12 protein-coding genes are annotated in these 14,436 nt (G+C 63.8%); 5 read left to right on the top strand and 7 right to left on the bottom strand.

Annotation, left to right across the window (positions count from 1 at the left end):
• Positions 1-5: 5 nt before the first annotated feature.
• Complete coding sequence (gene rpsU / locus MTBLM5_RS04950; protein ID WP_002726599.1) at positions 6-209, top strand: 30S ribosomal protein S21; 204 nt, start codon at positions 6-8, stop codon at positions 207-209.
• A 322-nt stretch (positions 210-531) separates the two neighbouring features.
• On the top strand, positions 532-1,566 hold the full coding sequence (locus tag MTBLM5_RS19045) for a methyl-accepting chemotaxis protein (protein WP_173974683.1): 1,035 nt from the start codon (positions 532-534) through the stop codon (positions 1,564-1,566).
• A 36-nt stretch (positions 1,567-1,602) separates the two neighbouring features.
• Here MTBLM5_RS19045 and MTBLM5_RS19040 read toward each other — a convergent pair whose 3' ends face one another.
• The 4 genes from MTBLM5_RS19040 to MTBLM5_RS04930 form a co-directional block, all read right to left on the bottom strand.
• Positions 1,603-1,728 carry a hypothetical protein gene (locus tag MTBLM5_RS19040; protein WP_256367159.1) on the bottom strand — a complete coding sequence of 42 codons (126 nt, stop codon included), beginning with the start codon at positions 1,726-1,728 and terminating at the stop codon, positions 1,603-1,605.
• A 116-nt stretch (positions 1,729-1,844) separates the two neighbouring features.
• A complete protein-coding gene (locus MTBLM5_RS04940) occupies positions 1,845-3,245 on the bottom strand; it encodes an NAD(P)(+) transhydrogenase (Re/Si-specific) subunit beta (protein ID WP_173974682.1) in 1,401 nt (466 codons plus the stop codon).
• 13 nt (positions 3,246-3,258) lie between these two features.
• Positions 3,259-3,660 (bottom strand): proton-translocating transhydrogenase family protein, encoded by a 402-nt coding sequence (locus MTBLM5_RS04935; protein ID WP_173974681.1) that lies wholly within the window; start codon positions 3,658-3,660, stop codon positions 3,259-3,261.
• A 12-nt stretch (positions 3,661-3,672) separates the two neighbouring features.
• Positions 3,673-4,800: a Re/Si-specific NAD(P)(+) transhydrogenase subunit alpha gene (locus tag MTBLM5_RS04930; RefSeq protein ID WP_173974680.1), complete on the bottom strand. Its 1,128-nt coding sequence runs from the start codon at positions 4,798-4,800 to the stop codon at positions 3,673-3,675.
• Positions 4,801-5,186: 386 nt separating this feature from the next.
• Between MTBLM5_RS04930 and MTBLM5_RS04925 the strand changes: the two genes are divergently transcribed.
• A complete protein-coding gene (locus MTBLM5_RS04925) occupies positions 5,187-6,326 on the top strand; it encodes a porin (protein WP_173974679.1) in 1,140 nt (379 codons plus the stop codon).
• 5 nt (positions 6,327-6,331) lie between these two features.
• Positions 6,332-7,672, top strand: a complete 1,341-nt coding sequence (locus MTBLM5_RS04920; RefSeq protein WP_217424972.1) for a diguanylate cyclase — start codon at positions 6,332-6,334, stop codon at positions 7,670-7,672.
• A 16-nt stretch (positions 7,673-7,688) separates the two neighbouring features.
• Here the strand turns inward: MTBLM5_RS04920 and MTBLM5_RS04915 are convergent, their stop codons facing one another.
• The 3 genes from MTBLM5_RS04915 to MTBLM5_RS04905 all read right to left on the bottom strand — a co-directional run bounded on the left by MTBLM5_RS04915 (position 7,689) and on the right by MTBLM5_RS04905 (position 12,570).
• Entirely contained in the window at positions 7,689-9,227 is a 1,539-nt protein-coding gene (locus MTBLM5_RS04915) for a SpoVR family protein (RefSeq protein WP_173974678.1), read from the bottom strand.
• On the bottom strand, positions 9,214-10,506 hold the full coding sequence (locus tag MTBLM5_RS04910) for a YeaH/YhbH family protein (protein WP_173974677.1): 1,293 nt from the start codon (positions 10,504-10,506) through the stop codon (positions 9,214-9,216). Before MTBLM5_RS04910 ends, MTBLM5_RS04915 begins: the two co-directional genes overlap by 14 nt.
• Before the next feature lie 120 nt (positions 10,507-10,626).
• On the bottom strand, positions 10,627-12,570 hold the full coding sequence (locus MTBLM5_RS04905) for a PrkA family serine protein kinase (RefSeq protein ID WP_173974676.1): 1,944 nt from the start codon (positions 12,568-12,570) through the stop codon (positions 10,627-10,629).
• Between the two features lie 329 nt (positions 12,571-12,899).
• On the opposite strand from MTBLM5_RS04905, the gene MTBLM5_RS04900 reads away from it, so the two are divergent.
• On the top strand, positions 12,900-14,228 hold the full coding sequence (locus MTBLM5_RS04900; protein WP_173974675.1) for an NAD(P)H-dependent oxidoreductase: 1,329 nt from the start codon (positions 12,900-12,902) through the stop codon (positions 14,226-14,228).
• The last annotated feature ends 208 nt before the right edge of the window (positions 14,229-14,436 follow it).

Genomic DNA, 14,436 nt, shown 5'->3' with positions numbered 1-14,436 from the left:
GTAACGTGCAAGTTCTCGTTCGTGACAACAACGTCGATCAGGCCCTTAAGGCGCTCAAGAAAAAGATGCAGCGCGAGGGTGTCTTCCGCGAGATGAAGCTTCGCCGCAACTACGAGAAGCCCTCGGAGCGCCGCGCCCGCGAAAAGGCCGAGGCCGTGCGCCGCGCCCGCAAGCTGGAGCGTAAGCGCCTGGAGCGTGAGGGCTTCTAAACAGCCCTTGCACCCGATATTTTTATCGGGCCAGGTTATCAGCTGACCAAAGTCAAATGCTAAAGAGCGCCGCGATGCAACACTCGCGGCGCTCTTGGTGTTTGCGGCACCGTTTGCCTCGGGCTTCTCCCCCCTGTCCCCGTCCCCCGACATCCGGCCCGCAGCACCAAGAGTACGCCTCCCGTCTGCCCATTTCTTGATCAAATTGCTGCCGCCGATGGCATGCCTAAAATGCATGCATGTGCGCATTCTGTGCATTGGCCTTCCCGCGTGCCCCCGCATACTCTGCCCGTGGGGTCAGATCACAGGGAAGGCGCCGCGCATGTCGTCGATTGCACAGCTTTTGGAAATCACCGATTCGGTCGCGGCCGTCACCGATCAGAAGATCGACCGCATTCACGGCATCACCCGGCGCTCGCGCATGCTGGCCCTGAACGCCTCGATCGAGGCCCAACGGGTCGGTCAGATGGGCCGTGGCTTCGCCGTCGTCGCCGACGAGGTCAAGGCGGTGTCGGGCGAGATCGCCCAGTTGACCGATTCCTTGCGCGGCGAATTGAAGGGCCAACTCGAGACCCTGTCCGAATTCGGCCGTCATCTGGCGGCGGAAGTCGATCGCGTCCGGGGCGAGCGCCTGGCCGACCTGGCCCACAATGCCGTCGAGATCGCCGACCGCAACCTCTATGAACGCTCGTGCGATGTCCGCTGGTGGGCCACCGACCCGGCCGTCGTCGACTGCGCCGCCGCCCCCGATCGCCAGGACCTGGCCCACCATGCCGCCAAGCGGCTGGGCATCATCCTCGATTCCTACACCGTCTATCTGGATCTGTGGATCGCCGATTCCAGCGGCCGGGTCATCGCCAATGGCCGCTCGGGGCGCTATGCCAAGGTGGTCGGCACCGACGTCTCGGGCCAACAATGGTTCAAGGACGCCATGGCCACCGCCCATGGCGGCGACTTCGCCGTCGCCGACATCAGCCGCATCCCCTGCCTGGGCGGGGCGATCGCCGCCACCTATGCCACCGCCATCCGCGCGGGCGGCGAGGCCGACGGCCAGCCGATCGGCGCCATGGGCATCTTCTTCGACTGGGAGGCCCAGGGCCAGGCCATCGTCGATGGCGTCCGCCTGGGCGCCGAGGAGAAAAGCCGCTCGCGCTGCCTGCTGCTGGACCGCGACCACCGCATCATCGCCGATTCCGACCGCCATGGCTTGCTGTCCGAGCATTTCCCGCTCGAGACCAAGGGCCAGACCCAGGGCTATTACCAGGACGGCGACAGCCTGATCGGCTTTGCCCTGACGCCCGGTTACGAGACCTATGAAGGCCTGGGCTGGTACGGGGTGATCATCCAGGGGGCGTAGGGAACTTCCCCAAAGTCCGTGGCGATCCGTGTCCTGTCACTTGTGGCAGGTCTTGCTGACCGCGATGCAGCTCTTGCCGCAGGGCTTGCCCTTCGTGCAGGTCTTGGCCAGGGCCGGACCGGCAAGCGACAGCGCGACAATGACCGTAAGCAGCAACTTCATGGCGCACCTCGCCGAAACAAAGACTACTTTACCTAGCACCTCTTTCGGTTGACACGCAACGAAAACGGGCCGCACCCGAAGGTGCGGCCCGCCATTTTTCAGAAAGCGCCGAAGGATCAGCCGAGCGCGCCGACGATTTCTTCCGTCACCTTCTTCGCGTCGCCGAACAGCATCATGGTGTTCGGACGGAAGAACAGCTCGTTATCGACGCCGGCATAGCCCGACGCCATCGAGCGCTTGATGAACAGCACCGTCTTGGCCTTTTCGACATCCAGGATCGGCATGCCGTAGATGGCCGAGGTCGGGTCGGTCTTGGCCGCCGGATTGGTGACGTCGTTGGCGCCGATCACGAAGGCCACGTCGGCGGTGCCGAATTCGTGGTTGATCTCTTCCAGTTCGAACACCTCGTCATACGGCACATTGGCTTCGGCCAGCAGCACGTTCATGTGACCGGGCATGCGGCCGGCCACCGGATGGATGGCATAGCGCACATCGACCCCTTCGGCCTTCAGCATGTCGGCCATTTCACGCAGCGCGTGCTGGGCCTGGGCCACCGCCATGCCGTAACCCGGCACGATGATCACCTTGGACGAGTTCTTCATGATGAAGGCGGCGTCGTCGGCCGAACCGGCCTTGACCGCCTTGTCGCCGCCGGGGCCACCGGCCGCCGCAGCGCCCGAGGTCTCGCCGCCGAAGCCGCCCAGGATGACGTTGAAGATCGAGCGGTTCATGCCCTTGCACATGATGTAGGACAGGATCGCACCCGACGAGCCCACCAGGGCGCCGACGATGATCAACAGCGGGTTGCCCAGCGTGAAGCCGATGCCGGCCGCCGCCCAACCCGAATACGAGTTCAGCATCGACACCACCACCGGCATGTCGGCGCCGCCGATGGGCAGGATCAGCAGGAAGCCCAAGGCCAGGGCGACCAGGGTGATCAGCACGAACAAGGTGATCGAGCCGCCCGACAGGGCGAACATGATGATCAGCACCACCATGGCGATCCCCAGACCGGCATTCAGCATGTGCTGGCCGGGGAACACCAGGGGCTTGCCCGACACCAGGCCCTGCAGCTTGGCGAACGCCACCAGCGAACCGGTGAAGGTGATGGCACCGATGGCCACACCCAGGCTCATCTCGATCAACGAGGCGACCTTGATGCCACCGTCGGCGGCGACGATGTTATAGGCGGCGGGCGCGGCCAGGGCGGCACCGGCGACGAACACCGCGGCCAGACCGACCAGCGAGTGGAAGGCGGCGACCAATTGCGGCAGCGCCGTCATTTCGATCTTCTTGGCGACGACCCAGCCGACGCCGCCGCCGATGGCGATGCCCAGCGGGATCAGCAGGAAGGCGGCCTTCGGCGTGAAGATCGTGGTGGCGATGGCGATGGCCATGCCGACCATGCCCCAGGTATTGCCCGAGCGCGAGGTCTCGGGCGAGGACAGGCCCCGAAGCGCCATGATCATGCAGATCCCGGCGACCAGATAGGCGAATTGCGTGAGATTGGCAGACATCGTCCCGTCCCCCTTACTTCTGCTTCTTCTTGAACATGGACAGCATGCGCTGCGTCACCAGGAAGCCGCCGAAGATGTTGACGGATGCCAGGACCACGCCCAAGAAGCCCAGGACCTTCGAGGCCATGACGTCGGTCGAGGCGGCGATCAGGGCACCGACGATGATGACCGACGACACCGCGTTGGTCACCGCCATCAGCGGCGAATGCAGGGCCGGCGTGACCCGCCACACCACGTAATAGCCCACGAAGCAGGCCAGGACGAAGATGGTGAACAGGCTCATGAAGCCGATACCGTCACCGGTGGCCACCGCCAGTTGGGTGGCCTGCTGGGCCAGCAGGGCGGCTTTTTGAGCCATCGCCTCGGCGTCGGTGGCAAGCTTTGCCGCGCCGTCGACAAGTTCCTTGGGATCCATTGCCTTTACTCCTTAACCGGCCAACGCGGGATGAACGATCTGGCCGTCGCGCGTGACGCAGCAGCCCTTCAGGATCTCATCGTCCCAGTTGAACGCCAGGTCCTTGGTTTCCTTGTTCACCAGCGGGCTGATGAAGTTCAGCAGGTTCTTGGCATAAAGCGACGAGGCATCGACCGCCAGCCGCGCCGGCACGTTGCCGTGGCCGACCAGGGTGACGCCGTGCTTCTCGACAACCTTGTCGAACTCGGACAGCGGGCAATTGCCGCCGGCCTCGACCGCCAGATCGACGATCACCGAGCCCGGACGCATGCCCTTGACCATGTCCTCGGTGATCAGCACCGGGGCTGGACGGCCGGGAATCAGCGCCGTGCAGATAGCGATGTCGGTCTTGGCCAGGGTCTCGGCGATCTTGGCCGCCTGCTTCTTCTTGTAATCCTCGCTCATTTCCTTGGCGTAACCGCCCTTGGTCTCGGCGTCCTTGGTCGCTTCCGGGTCGACCTCGACGAACTTGCCGCCCAAGGATTCCACCTGCTCCTTGACGGCGGGACGCACGTCGAAGGCATAGACCACGCCGCCCATGCGCTTGGCAGTGGCGATGGCCTGCAGGCCGGCGACACCGGCGCCCAGGATCAGGAAGCGGGCCGGCGCCACGGTGCCGGCGGCGGTCATCATCATCGGCACCGCGCGCTTGAATTCGTGCACGGCGTCAAGAACCGCCTTGTAGCCGGCCAGATTGGCCTGGGACGACAAGATGTCCATGCTTTGCGCGCGGGTGATGCGCGGCACCAGTTCCATGGCGAAGGCGGTGACCTTGCGGGCGGCCAGCTTCTCGACCATCTCCTTGTTGGTCAGGGCGGCCAGCGCCGAAATCAGCACGGCACCCTCCTTCATGGACGCGATCTCGTCATCGGTCGGGCGGGCCACCTTCAGCACGACATCGCCGGCCAGGGCGGTCTTGGCGTCAGGCGCGATGGTCGCGCCGGCATCGATATAGACCTGGTCGGCGATCGAAGCGCCGGCGCCGGCGCCGGTTTCAACCAGCACGTCGAAGCCCATCTGGACAAACTTCTTGACGGTGTCGGGGGAGGCCGCGACGCGAGCCTCGCCGGCCCGCCGCTCCTTTGGTATGGCGATCTGCATTATCTGTGTTCCCCTGCCTCGAGAAACGGGACGTTTATATTAGTGGTTCGTTATACGCGGTCTCTGCCGCGTTGCCAATCTGGTTAGAAAGAAACTTTACACAGCTGGCAAGCCCCCGTCCCGGGTAATTATTGCGTTGCTGGAGCGGTTTTCGAAACGAAATGGCCCTCCGGCCATATTGCAGTGCAACATGGACATCCTGGGTACACCACAATTCCAGGGTTGGCGAGCGCTGTTTCGTCGCCTATGCCGTCTGAGTAGTTGACTGGGATGGTGCGGCACCGCCCATGCGGGTGGGGCGCGGTTGTTTATAAGGCGATCGTTCCAGACTGGACCACCCCCTTCTAAAGGTATAGTCTTCCTCCATCATAAGAGCGGCGGGGTTCATGCAACAAGCGAAGACGAAACTGGCCCTGGCGGTCGCCGCCGGATTTCTGACCCCTGCCCTACCGGCCGATGCGGCCGAGAAAATTCACCTGAAGCTGGGCGGATATTCCAAGTGGTGGCTGGTCGCCGCCCAAAGCGACAACGACTTCGAGACGGCCACCAACGCCGCCTATTCCAACACCGACGTCAAGGGCGACAACGAGGTCCATTTCATCGGCTCGACCGTGTTGGACAACGGCGTCAAGATGGGCGTCAAGATCGAGCTGGAAGGTGGCGGACACACCACCACCAACACCGACACCATCGACAAGTCGTTCGCCTGGGTGGAAGGCGGTTTCGGCAAGCTGGAACTGGGTAGCGACTATAACGCGGCGTCGCTGGCCCATGTCGCGGCGCCCGATGCCGCCGGCCTGTGGGCGGGGCCGCCGCAGGGCCTGGCCTCGGACACCATCATCCCCCGCCCCAGCGCGGTCAGCACCATGTACAGCGGCAACCAGACCGGTCTGGACCACGACGACAACGCCGAGAAGATCCTGTATTTCACCCCCGCCTTTCACGGTCTGACCCTGGCGGTGTCCTACACCCCCAGCGCGCTTTCCGAGGACGATTCGGCCCAAGCGATCCGATCGCAGGTCTTCGCCGCCGGGCTGTCCTATGGCGGGACGGTCGGGCCGGTCGCGCTGGCCCTGTCGGCCGGTTGGCTGGGCGGCCATCTCAGCTCGGCCAGCGCCGAGCAGAACGATGTCCGCGCCGTCTCGGTGGGCGGGCAGGCGACTTTCCTTGGCATCACCATCGGCGGCTCGTATGGCAACGAACGCCACGATCTGCGCCCCGGGGCGGCGAAGGCCGGCACCATCGACCATAGCGGCCGGTCATGGGATGTCGGACTCCAGTACGAAACCGGCCCGGCCAGCGTCAGCGCCGCCTATTACAATTCCAAAGTCGAAGGGCTGATGTCCAATCCCGACAGCGACCGCATCGACATCGTCCAGATGTCCGGCAAATACACGCTGGGGCCGGGCGTGGCGGTGATGGGGTCGGTGGGCCGGATCGTCTATGACGACGAGACGCCGTCCGGCGACGCAGCCAACCACAATCAGGGCTATGCCGTCATGACCGGCATGGGCCTGTGGTTCTGACCCCCATGCGCCGGCTGGCCCTGGCCTGCGGGCTGATCCTGGGCATGGCCGCCCAGGCGGCGGCCGCCGGCGAGGACGGGCCGGTCACCTTTTGCGTCGATCCCGACTGGCCCCCCTACGAGGTGATCGATGCCCAGGGCACCCACCAGGGCATCGCGGCCGACCTGCTGCGACGCGTGGCCGACCGGGCGGGCCTGCGCCTTTCGCTTCATCCGACCAAGGACTGGGACGAAAGCATCGCCGCCTCGCAGGCCGGGCTGTGCGATGTCCTGAGCTTCCTCAATCAGTCGCCCAAGCGCGACCAATGGCTGGTCTTCACCGACCCGGTGTTCATCGACCGCAACGTCATCGTCACCCGCGAGGACCATTCCTTCGTCGATGATCTGGCCGGAATTTCCGGGGAAACGCTGGTTCTGCCCAAGGGGACGTCGATCGAGGAACGGGTACGCCGCGACTTTCCGAACCTGAAGGTGGTCACCACCGACAGCGAGGCCGAAGCCTTCGCCATGGTGGCGCAGAAAAAGGCCGACATGACCATGCGATCGATGATCGTGGCGGTCTACACCATCAAGAAGGATGGGTGGTTCAATCTGAAAATCTCGGGTCAGGTGCCCGGCTACGAGAACAATCTGCGCATCGGCGTGCGCAAGGAACAGATCGCCTTGCGCGACCGATTGAACCTGGCGGTGGCCCAGATAACGCCGTCCGAACGGGCCGAGATCGCCAACCGCCACGTCGCCATCACCGTGCAGACCGGTATCGATTATCGGCTGCTGGCGCAAGTGGTGGCGTTTTTCTCGGTCATCTTGCTGACCAGCCTGTTCTGGGTTTCCAAGCTCAGACGGGTCAACCGGCAGCTGTTCATGCTGTCGCGGACCGACACCCTGACCCGGCTGGCCAACCGCGCCAGCCTGAACGAACGGATGGAACGCGAGTACGACCGCTTCATCCGCTATCGACGGCCGTTTTCGGTGATCTTGCTGGATATCGACTATTTCAAGGCGGTCAATGACCAGTTCGGCCATCTGATCGGCGACCAGGTCCTGGTCAAGACCGCCGAACTTCTTGGCCACACCGCCCGCGCCCCCGATGTCGTCGGCCGCTGGGGCGGCGAGGAATTCATGGTCCTGTGCCTGGAAAGCGGGACCGACCAGGCCCAGGCGCTGGCCGAGCGATTGTGCGCGGCGATGCGCACCCAGCCCTTCCCGACCGGCCAGACGCAAACCATCAGCGCCGGCGTCGCCACCTTGGCCGACAAGGACAGCATCGACGATTTGGTCAACCGCGCCGACAAAGCGCTGTACCAGGCCAAGAGCTCGGGCCGCGACCGGGTGGTGACGCTGTAGCCGCGGCAATAGCCCCCTACTCGCTCGGCCCCACATCCTCGTGCTGCTTCAGCACCACTTCAGTCTCGGCCGAGATTTCGATCAGGCGGACCTCGTAGCCCCATAGATTGGCCAATTGGCGCAGCGTGCGCACCGCCTCGGCCTCGTCCAGCAAGATGCCGTCGGCGACGCGGTGCTGGACCACCAGGCGGCGGTCGCCTTCCAGATCGACATCGACGATCTGGATGTCGGGGGCCATGCGGCCGATATCGTAGGACCGGGCCAGGGTCTGGCGCACGTCGCGATAGCCCCGTTCGTTGTGGATGGCCGCGACCTTGATCTCTTTCGCCTTTTCCTCGTCATGCAGGCGGAACAGCCGCATCTTGCGCATCACCGACGGCGACAGGTACTGCAGGATGAAGCTTTCGTCGCGGTAATCGGCCCAGGCGGCACGCAACGCCCCCCACGGGTCGCCGCACCCGGCGATGTCGGGGAACCAGTCGCGATCCTCGGCCGTCGGAGTCTCGGCGATGCGCTTGATGTCCTCCATCATGGCGAAGCCCAGGGCATAGGGATTGAGCCCCGAATAGCGCGGATCGTCGAAGGCCGGCTGGAACACCACGTTGGTATGGGAATGCAGGATTTCCAACAGCGCGCCGTCGGAAATCAGCCCCTTGTCGTGCAGGCGGTGGCAGATGTGGTAGTGGCACATCGTCGCACAGCCCTCGTTCATCACCTTGGTTTGGCGCTGCGGATAGAAATACTGGGCGATGTGGCGGACGATGCGCAAAATCTCGCGCTGCCAGGGCGCCAGCTTGGGCGCGGTCTTTTCCAGGAAATACAGCAGATTCTCTTCCGGCAGGCCCAGGCGGGCCTTGCGATCGGCCAATTCCCTTGATTCGTGCACCCCTTCCGGCGATTTCGGCAGCGTGCGCCACAGATCGTTATAGGTCTGCTCGAAATAGGCCTGGCGCTCGCGCTCACGCTGCAGGTCGGCGGCCAGGTCGGGCACCTTTTTGCGGGGATATTTATGCACGCCGTTGTTCATCAAGGCGTGGGCCGCGTCCAGCACCCGTTCCACCGCCGCATGGCCGTGGCGTTCCTCGGCCCGCATGATATAGCCCTTGGCGAAATCCATGTAATCCAGGATGCCCTTGGCGTCGGTCCATTGGCGGAACAGGCCGTTATTCTTGAAGAAGTGATTGTGGCCGAAGGCGGCGTGAGCGATCACCAGGGTCTGCATCGCCATGGTGTTCTCTTCCATGATGTAGCTGATGCAGGGACTGGAATTGATGACGATTTCATAGGCCAGGCCGCGCATGCCCTTGCGATACATCGATTCGTCGGCGGCGAAATGCTTGCCGAACGACCAGTGCTTGTACATCAACGGCATGCCGATCGAGGAATAGGCGTCCAGCATCTGCTCGGCGGTGATCACCTCGATCTGGTTGGGATAGGTGGACAGGCCCATCTCGGTGGTGGCGATCTCCTCGATGGCGTCGTGGACGCGGCGCACCTTGTCGAAATCCCAGTCGGCGCCGTCGAACAGCAAGGATGGGGCGTCAGAGGATGGCATTGACCCCCTCCCGCGAGAACAATTCCCTGAACACCGGGAAGATCTGGCTGCGCACCCGAACCTTGCGCATGGCCAGATTGCCGCCCGGCTTGGCCACCACCTTGTAGGTCCGCCACAAATCGGTCTCGCGGCCCAGCCAGTCCTTGTACTCGGCGCCGACCTCGATATAGGCGAAATACTGGGCGAGCGGCAGCAAATCGTGTTCCAGCAGCGCCGCCGAGGTCGCGTTGTCGGAACTGGTATTGTCACCGTCCGAGGCCTGGGCGGCATAGATGTTCCAGTCGGTCGGGCTGTAGCGCGCCTTGATGATGCGCTTCATCTCGGTCAACGCGGTCGAAACCACCGTGCCCCCGGTCTCGGTGGAATAGAAGAAGGTGTCCTCATCGACTTCCCTCGCCTCGTGGGTATGGCGGATGAAGACGATGTCGACGTGCTTGTAACGCCGATTCAGGAACAGATAGAGCAGCATGAAGAAGCGCTTGGCCAAGTCCTTCATGTGTTCGGTCATCGAGCCGGACACGTCCATCAGGCAGAACATCACCGCCTGGGTCACCGGCTTGGGCAATTGTTCGAAGCGGTTGTAGCGCACGTCGACCGGGTCGATATAGGGCACGCGCCGCGACTTGGTCAGCATCTGGTCGAACAGCAGGCGCAGCTCGCTCAGGAGTTCCGGATCGTCGCCCGATTCCTCGAGCGCGCGGATCTTGTCTTCCAGTTCCTTCATCTCGTCGGATTTGGGCCGCTTCAAGGCGATGCGGCGCGACAACGAGTTGCGCATGGTCCGCACCAGATTCAGGTTCGACGGCGAGCCGGTCACCGACCAGCCGGCCCGGGCCGGAATGAAGGATTCCGACTTGGCGATGTTGCGCTTGACCAGATCGGGCAGTTCCAGATCTTCCAGGAAGATGTCCAGGAACTCGTCGCGGGACAGGATGAAGTGGAAATCGTCCTCGCCGCCGCCATCGGGGCTGCCATCGGGACCGCCATCGCCGTCCTCGCCCTGTTCGGGCTTGGGGATGGTGTCGCCCTCGACATAGTCGCGGTTGCCGGGCAGCACATGATCGCGAGTGCCGCCCTTGGCGGAACGGTGGAAGCTGGGCTCACGCAATCCATCCATCGGGATCGACACCCGCTCGCCGCCGGCGATGTCGGTGATCGAGCGCCCGCCCGAGGCCTCGCGCACCGATTTCATGATCTGGGCGCGGGCGCGACGCAGGAAGCGCTGGCGGTTGGCCAGGCTTTTACCGGAAGGATTCAGGCGTCGGTCGATGATGTTCATGGGACCAGCTCCGGATCACCAGAGGCATTTTTTGAGACACAGATGAACACCGATGAACACCGATACTTATATAGATATTATCTGTGTTTATCTGTGTTCATCTGTGTCTCAATTCTCCTTTCACCCCGCCTGCTTGACCCGCATGTACCATTCCACCAGGCGGCGGACCTGGCGCTCGGTATAGCCGCGGCTGACCATGCGTTCGACGAATTCGTGGTGCTTCTTCTCGCTGTCGGAATCCTTTTTCGATCCGAAGCTGATCACCGGCAGCAGGTCCTCGACCTGACTGAACATCCGCTTCTCGATCACCTCGCGGATCTTCTCGTAGCTGGTCCAGCTGGGGTTTCGCCCCTTGTTGGCCGCGCGCGAGCGCAACGAGAACTTGACCACCTCGTTGCGGAAATCCTTGGGGTTGGCGATGCCGGCCGGCTTTTCGATCTTCGACAGCTCCTGGTTCAGCAATTCGCGGTTCAGCAACTGGCCGGTGTCGGGGTCCTTGAAGTCCTGATCCTCGATCCAGGCGTCGGCATAATCGACATAGCGGTCGAACAGGTTCTGGCCGTAATCGTGATAGCTTTCCAGATAGGCCTTCTGCACCTCGTTGCCGATGAATTCGGCATAGCGCGGCGCCAGCTCGCCCTTGATGAATTCCAGATAGCGTTTCTCGGTGTCGTCGGGAAACTGCTCGCGGCGGATCGCCTGTTCCAGCACATACATCAGATGGACCGGATCGGCGGCGACCTCCGCGGTGTCGTAATTGAAGGTCGATGACAGCACCTTGAAGGCGAAGCGGGTCGAGATGCCGTCCATGCCCTCGTCGACGCCGGCCGCGTCCTTGTATTCCTGCATCGGCTTGGCCTTGGGATCGGTCTCCTTGATGGACTCGCCGTCATAGACCCGCATCTTCGAGAACAGGTTCGAGTTCTCGTGCTCTTTGAGGCGCGAAAGCACGGTGAAGCGGGCCAGCATCTCCAGCGTCGAGGGCGCGCAAGGGGCCTGGGACAGTTCCGACGAGCTGATCAGCTTGTAATAGATGCGCTGTTCCTCGGTGACCCGCAGGCAATAGGGGACCTTGATCACGCAGATGCGGTCGATGAAGGCCTCGTTGTTCTTGTTGTTCTTGAAGGTCTGCCACTCGGCCTCGTTGGAATGGGCCAGGATGATGCCCTGGAACGGCAGGCCGCCGATATTTTCCGAGCCCGAGTAATTGCCTTCCTGGGTGGCGGTCAGCAGCGGGTGCAGCATCTTGATGGGGGCCTTGAACATCTCGACGAATTCCATCAATCCCTGGGTACAGCGGTTCAGGCCGCCCGAGAAGGAATAGGCGTCGGGATCGTTCTGCGAGAACATCTCGAGCTTGCGGATATCGACCTTGCCGACCAGGGTCGAGATGTCCTGGTTGTTCTCGTCGCCGGGTTCGGTCTTGCACACCCCGATCTGCTTCAAGCGCGAGGGATAGATCTTGACCACCTTGAAGCGCGCGATGTCGCCGGCGAACTCTTCCAGGCGCTTGACCGCCCACGGGCTCATCAGCCCGGGCAGGCGGCGGCGCTGGATGGAATATTTCTCTTCCAGCATCGGCCCCATGGTCTCGGGGTCGAACAGGCCCAGCGGGCTTTCGAACAAGGGGCTGACTTCCTTGCCGGCCTTCAGCACATAGATCGGCTGGTGCTCGATCAGGGCCTTCAGCCGCTCGGCCAGGCTGGACTTGCCGCCGCCGACCGGCCCCAGCAGGTACAAGATCTGCTTCCTTTCCTCGAGCCCCTGCGCCGCGTGGCGGAAATAGCCGACGATCCGCTCGATGGTCTCTTCCATGCCGAAGAACTCGGCGAAGGCGGGATAGACCTTGATGGTGCGGTTCATGAACACCCGGGACAGCCGGGCATCCTTGGCGGTATCGATGATTTCGGGCTCGCCGATGGCGGCGATCATCCGCTCGGCCACGCTGGCGGTGGTGATGGGGTCCGAACGGCACAGGTCGAGATAATCCGCCAGGCTCATCTCGACGTCTTTGCGGCCCTCGTACGAGCGCGCATAGTGGGTGAAGACATCATCGCCGTGCATCTCGGTCTCTCCCTTCGGGCCAACGACCGGGGACCTTTGGCCCCTTCGATATTGACATGGAGCCCGGGCAAGGAAAATTCGAGGGGGCGTGCGAAGATTTCTGATCATCGTCAGTCGCCGGCTTGCACCAACCGGCCCGCCCGGGCGAACAGATGAAGTCGGAGGCACCGCCCCCCTGCATCACCGGGCAATAAAGGACAAGTGTACAACAGACGTATTAAAAATTCGCTTTTGGCCAAGCCCGGCCAGCTTTGGCGGAAAGAGTCTGTTTTCAAAGGACACTCTGGACGATAGGCTTGATCCCAGACCATCGTTGGGGAGGCAATCCTTTGAGCCTGAGCGCCCTGCTCGCCGCCCGCACCGCCGACGGCAACCCGATCCGGGTCGGCCTGATCGGGGCGGGCCGCTTCGCCACCCAGTTCCTGGCCCAGGCCCGCCACATTCCCGGCCTGCATGTGGCGGCCGTCGCAGACACAGAATCCGAACGCGCCCACACCGCTCTGGCCCTGACCCTGTGGCCGCCGACCAAGGTGGTGGCCCGCTCGCTTGCCGACGCCATCGCCAACGGCTCGACCTGGGTGACCCACCAGCCGCTGGCCCTGACCGATCAGCCCGGGCTTGAGGTCATCATCGAAGCCGGCTCGAAGGCCGCCCTGGGCATCCGCCACGCCCAGGCGGCAATCAACGCCGGCATCCACGTGGTCATGGCCAACCTCGATTGCGACGCCCTGGCCGGGCCGCTGCTGGCCCGCCTGGCCGCCGACCGGGGCGTCGTCTACAGCCTGGCCTATGGCGATCAGCCGGCGCTGGTCTGCGAGTTGGTCGATTGGGCACGGGCCTGCGGTTTCGAGATCGCCGCCGCCGGCAAGGGCACCAAATGGCTTCCCGGCTACCAGGCCACCACCCCCGACACGGTGTGGAGCCATGTCGGCATCACCGCCGAAAAGGCCCGCGCCGCCGGGATGGAGGCCAAGGTCTACACCGCCCATGTCGATGGCACCCGTTCGGCGCTGGAAATGGCGGCGGTGGCCAATGCCACCGGCCTGACGCCTCCGGGCGGCGGCCTGACCTTCCCGCCCTGCGGCCACCACGACCTGGCCCGCGTCATGAGGCCCTCGTGGGACGGCGGCCGGTTGGAGCGCCTGGGCCAGATCGAGGTGGTGTCGTCCGAGGAACGCGATGGCCGCCACGTCGCAGGCGATCTGCGCTGGGGGGTGTGGCTGACCTTTTGCACGCCGTCCGACTATGCCACCGATTGCTTCGCCGATTACGGCCTGAGCACCGACGATAGCGGCCGCTATTCGACCCGCTGGCGCAGCCACCGTCTGGTCGGCATGGAATTGGCGGTGTCGGTGATCAACGCGGTGGTCAGGTCCGAAGATACCGGCTGCCCGCAAGGCTTCTCGGCCGACGTGGTGGCGGTGGCCAAGCGCGACCTGGCCACCGCCGAGATTCTGGACGGCGCCGGCGGCTTCACCGTCTGGGGCCGCTTGCTGCCGGCCATGGATGCCCTGGCTCAGCGGGCGGTGCCGATCGGGCTGACCGAAGGGGCGGTGATGCGCCGCCCGCTGCCGGCCGGCCAGGTGGTGACCTGGGACGACGTGCTGGTCGCCGACACCGAGATGCTGGATTTGCGCCGCCGGATGGAGGCGCTTTAGCGCCGAGCCCGGACGGAACGCGACGCCATCACCCCACACTCCGTCATGCCCGTGCTTGACACGGGCATCCCCGTGGCGCCGAACAAAATCGAATGGAAACAGCGCGTTATGCGGATGCGCGTGGATGGCCGGGTCAAGCCCGGCCATGACGACGAGGGGTTTGGGTGGTCCCGCGAAAATTAAACCGGACAGCCGCGGGTCAAGCCCC

It is taken from the genome of Magnetospirillum sp. LM-5 (assembly GCF_902729445.1).
Lineage (GTDB): Bacteria > Pseudomonadota > Alphaproteobacteria > Rhodospirillales > Magnetospirillaceae > Magnetospirillum.
This window is presented reverse-complemented; position numbering and strand designations above follow the sequence as displayed.

Bases quoted from the DNA above. Each gene is read 5' to 3' on its own strand.
- MTBLM5_RS19045 (WP_173974683.1), top strand. From the start codon at position 532: ATGTCGTCGATTGCACAGCTTTTGGAAATCACCGATTCGGTCGCGGCC.
- MTBLM5_RS19040 (WP_256367159.1), bottom strand. From the start codon at position 1,728: ATGAAGTTGCTGCTTACGGTCATTGTCGCGCTGTCGCTTGCCGGTCCG.
- MTBLM5_RS04940 (WP_173974682.1), bottom strand. From the start codon at position 3,245: ATGTCTGCCAATCTCACGCAATTCGCCTATCTGGTCGCCGGGATCTGC.
- MTBLM5_RS04935 (WP_173974681.1), bottom strand. From the start codon at position 3,660: ATGGATCCCAAGGAACTTGTCGACGGCGCGGCAAAGCTTGCCACCGAC.
- MTBLM5_RS04930 (WP_173974680.1), bottom strand. From the start codon at position 4,800: ATGCAGATCGCCATACCAAAGGAGCGGCGGGCCGGCGAGGCTCGCGTC.
- MTBLM5_RS04925 (WP_173974679.1), top strand. From the start codon at position 5,187: ATGCAACAAGCGAAGACGAAACTGGCCCTGGCGGTCGCCGCCGGATTT.
- MTBLM5_RS04920 (WP_217424972.1), top strand. From the start codon at position 6,332: ATGCGCCGGCTGGCCCTGGCCTGCGGGCTGATCCTGGGCATGGCCGCC.
- MTBLM5_RS04915 (WP_173974678.1), bottom strand. From the start codon at position 9,227: ATGCCATCCTCTGACGCCCCATCCTTGCTGTTCGACGGCGCCGACTGG.
- MTBLM5_RS04910 (WP_173974677.1), bottom strand. From the start codon at position 10,506: ATGAACATCATCGACCGACGCCTGAATCCTTCCGGTAAAAGCCTGGCC.
- MTBLM5_RS04905 (WP_173974676.1), bottom strand. From the start codon at position 12,570: ATGCACGGCGATGATGTCTTCACCCACTATGCGCGCTCGTACGAGGGC.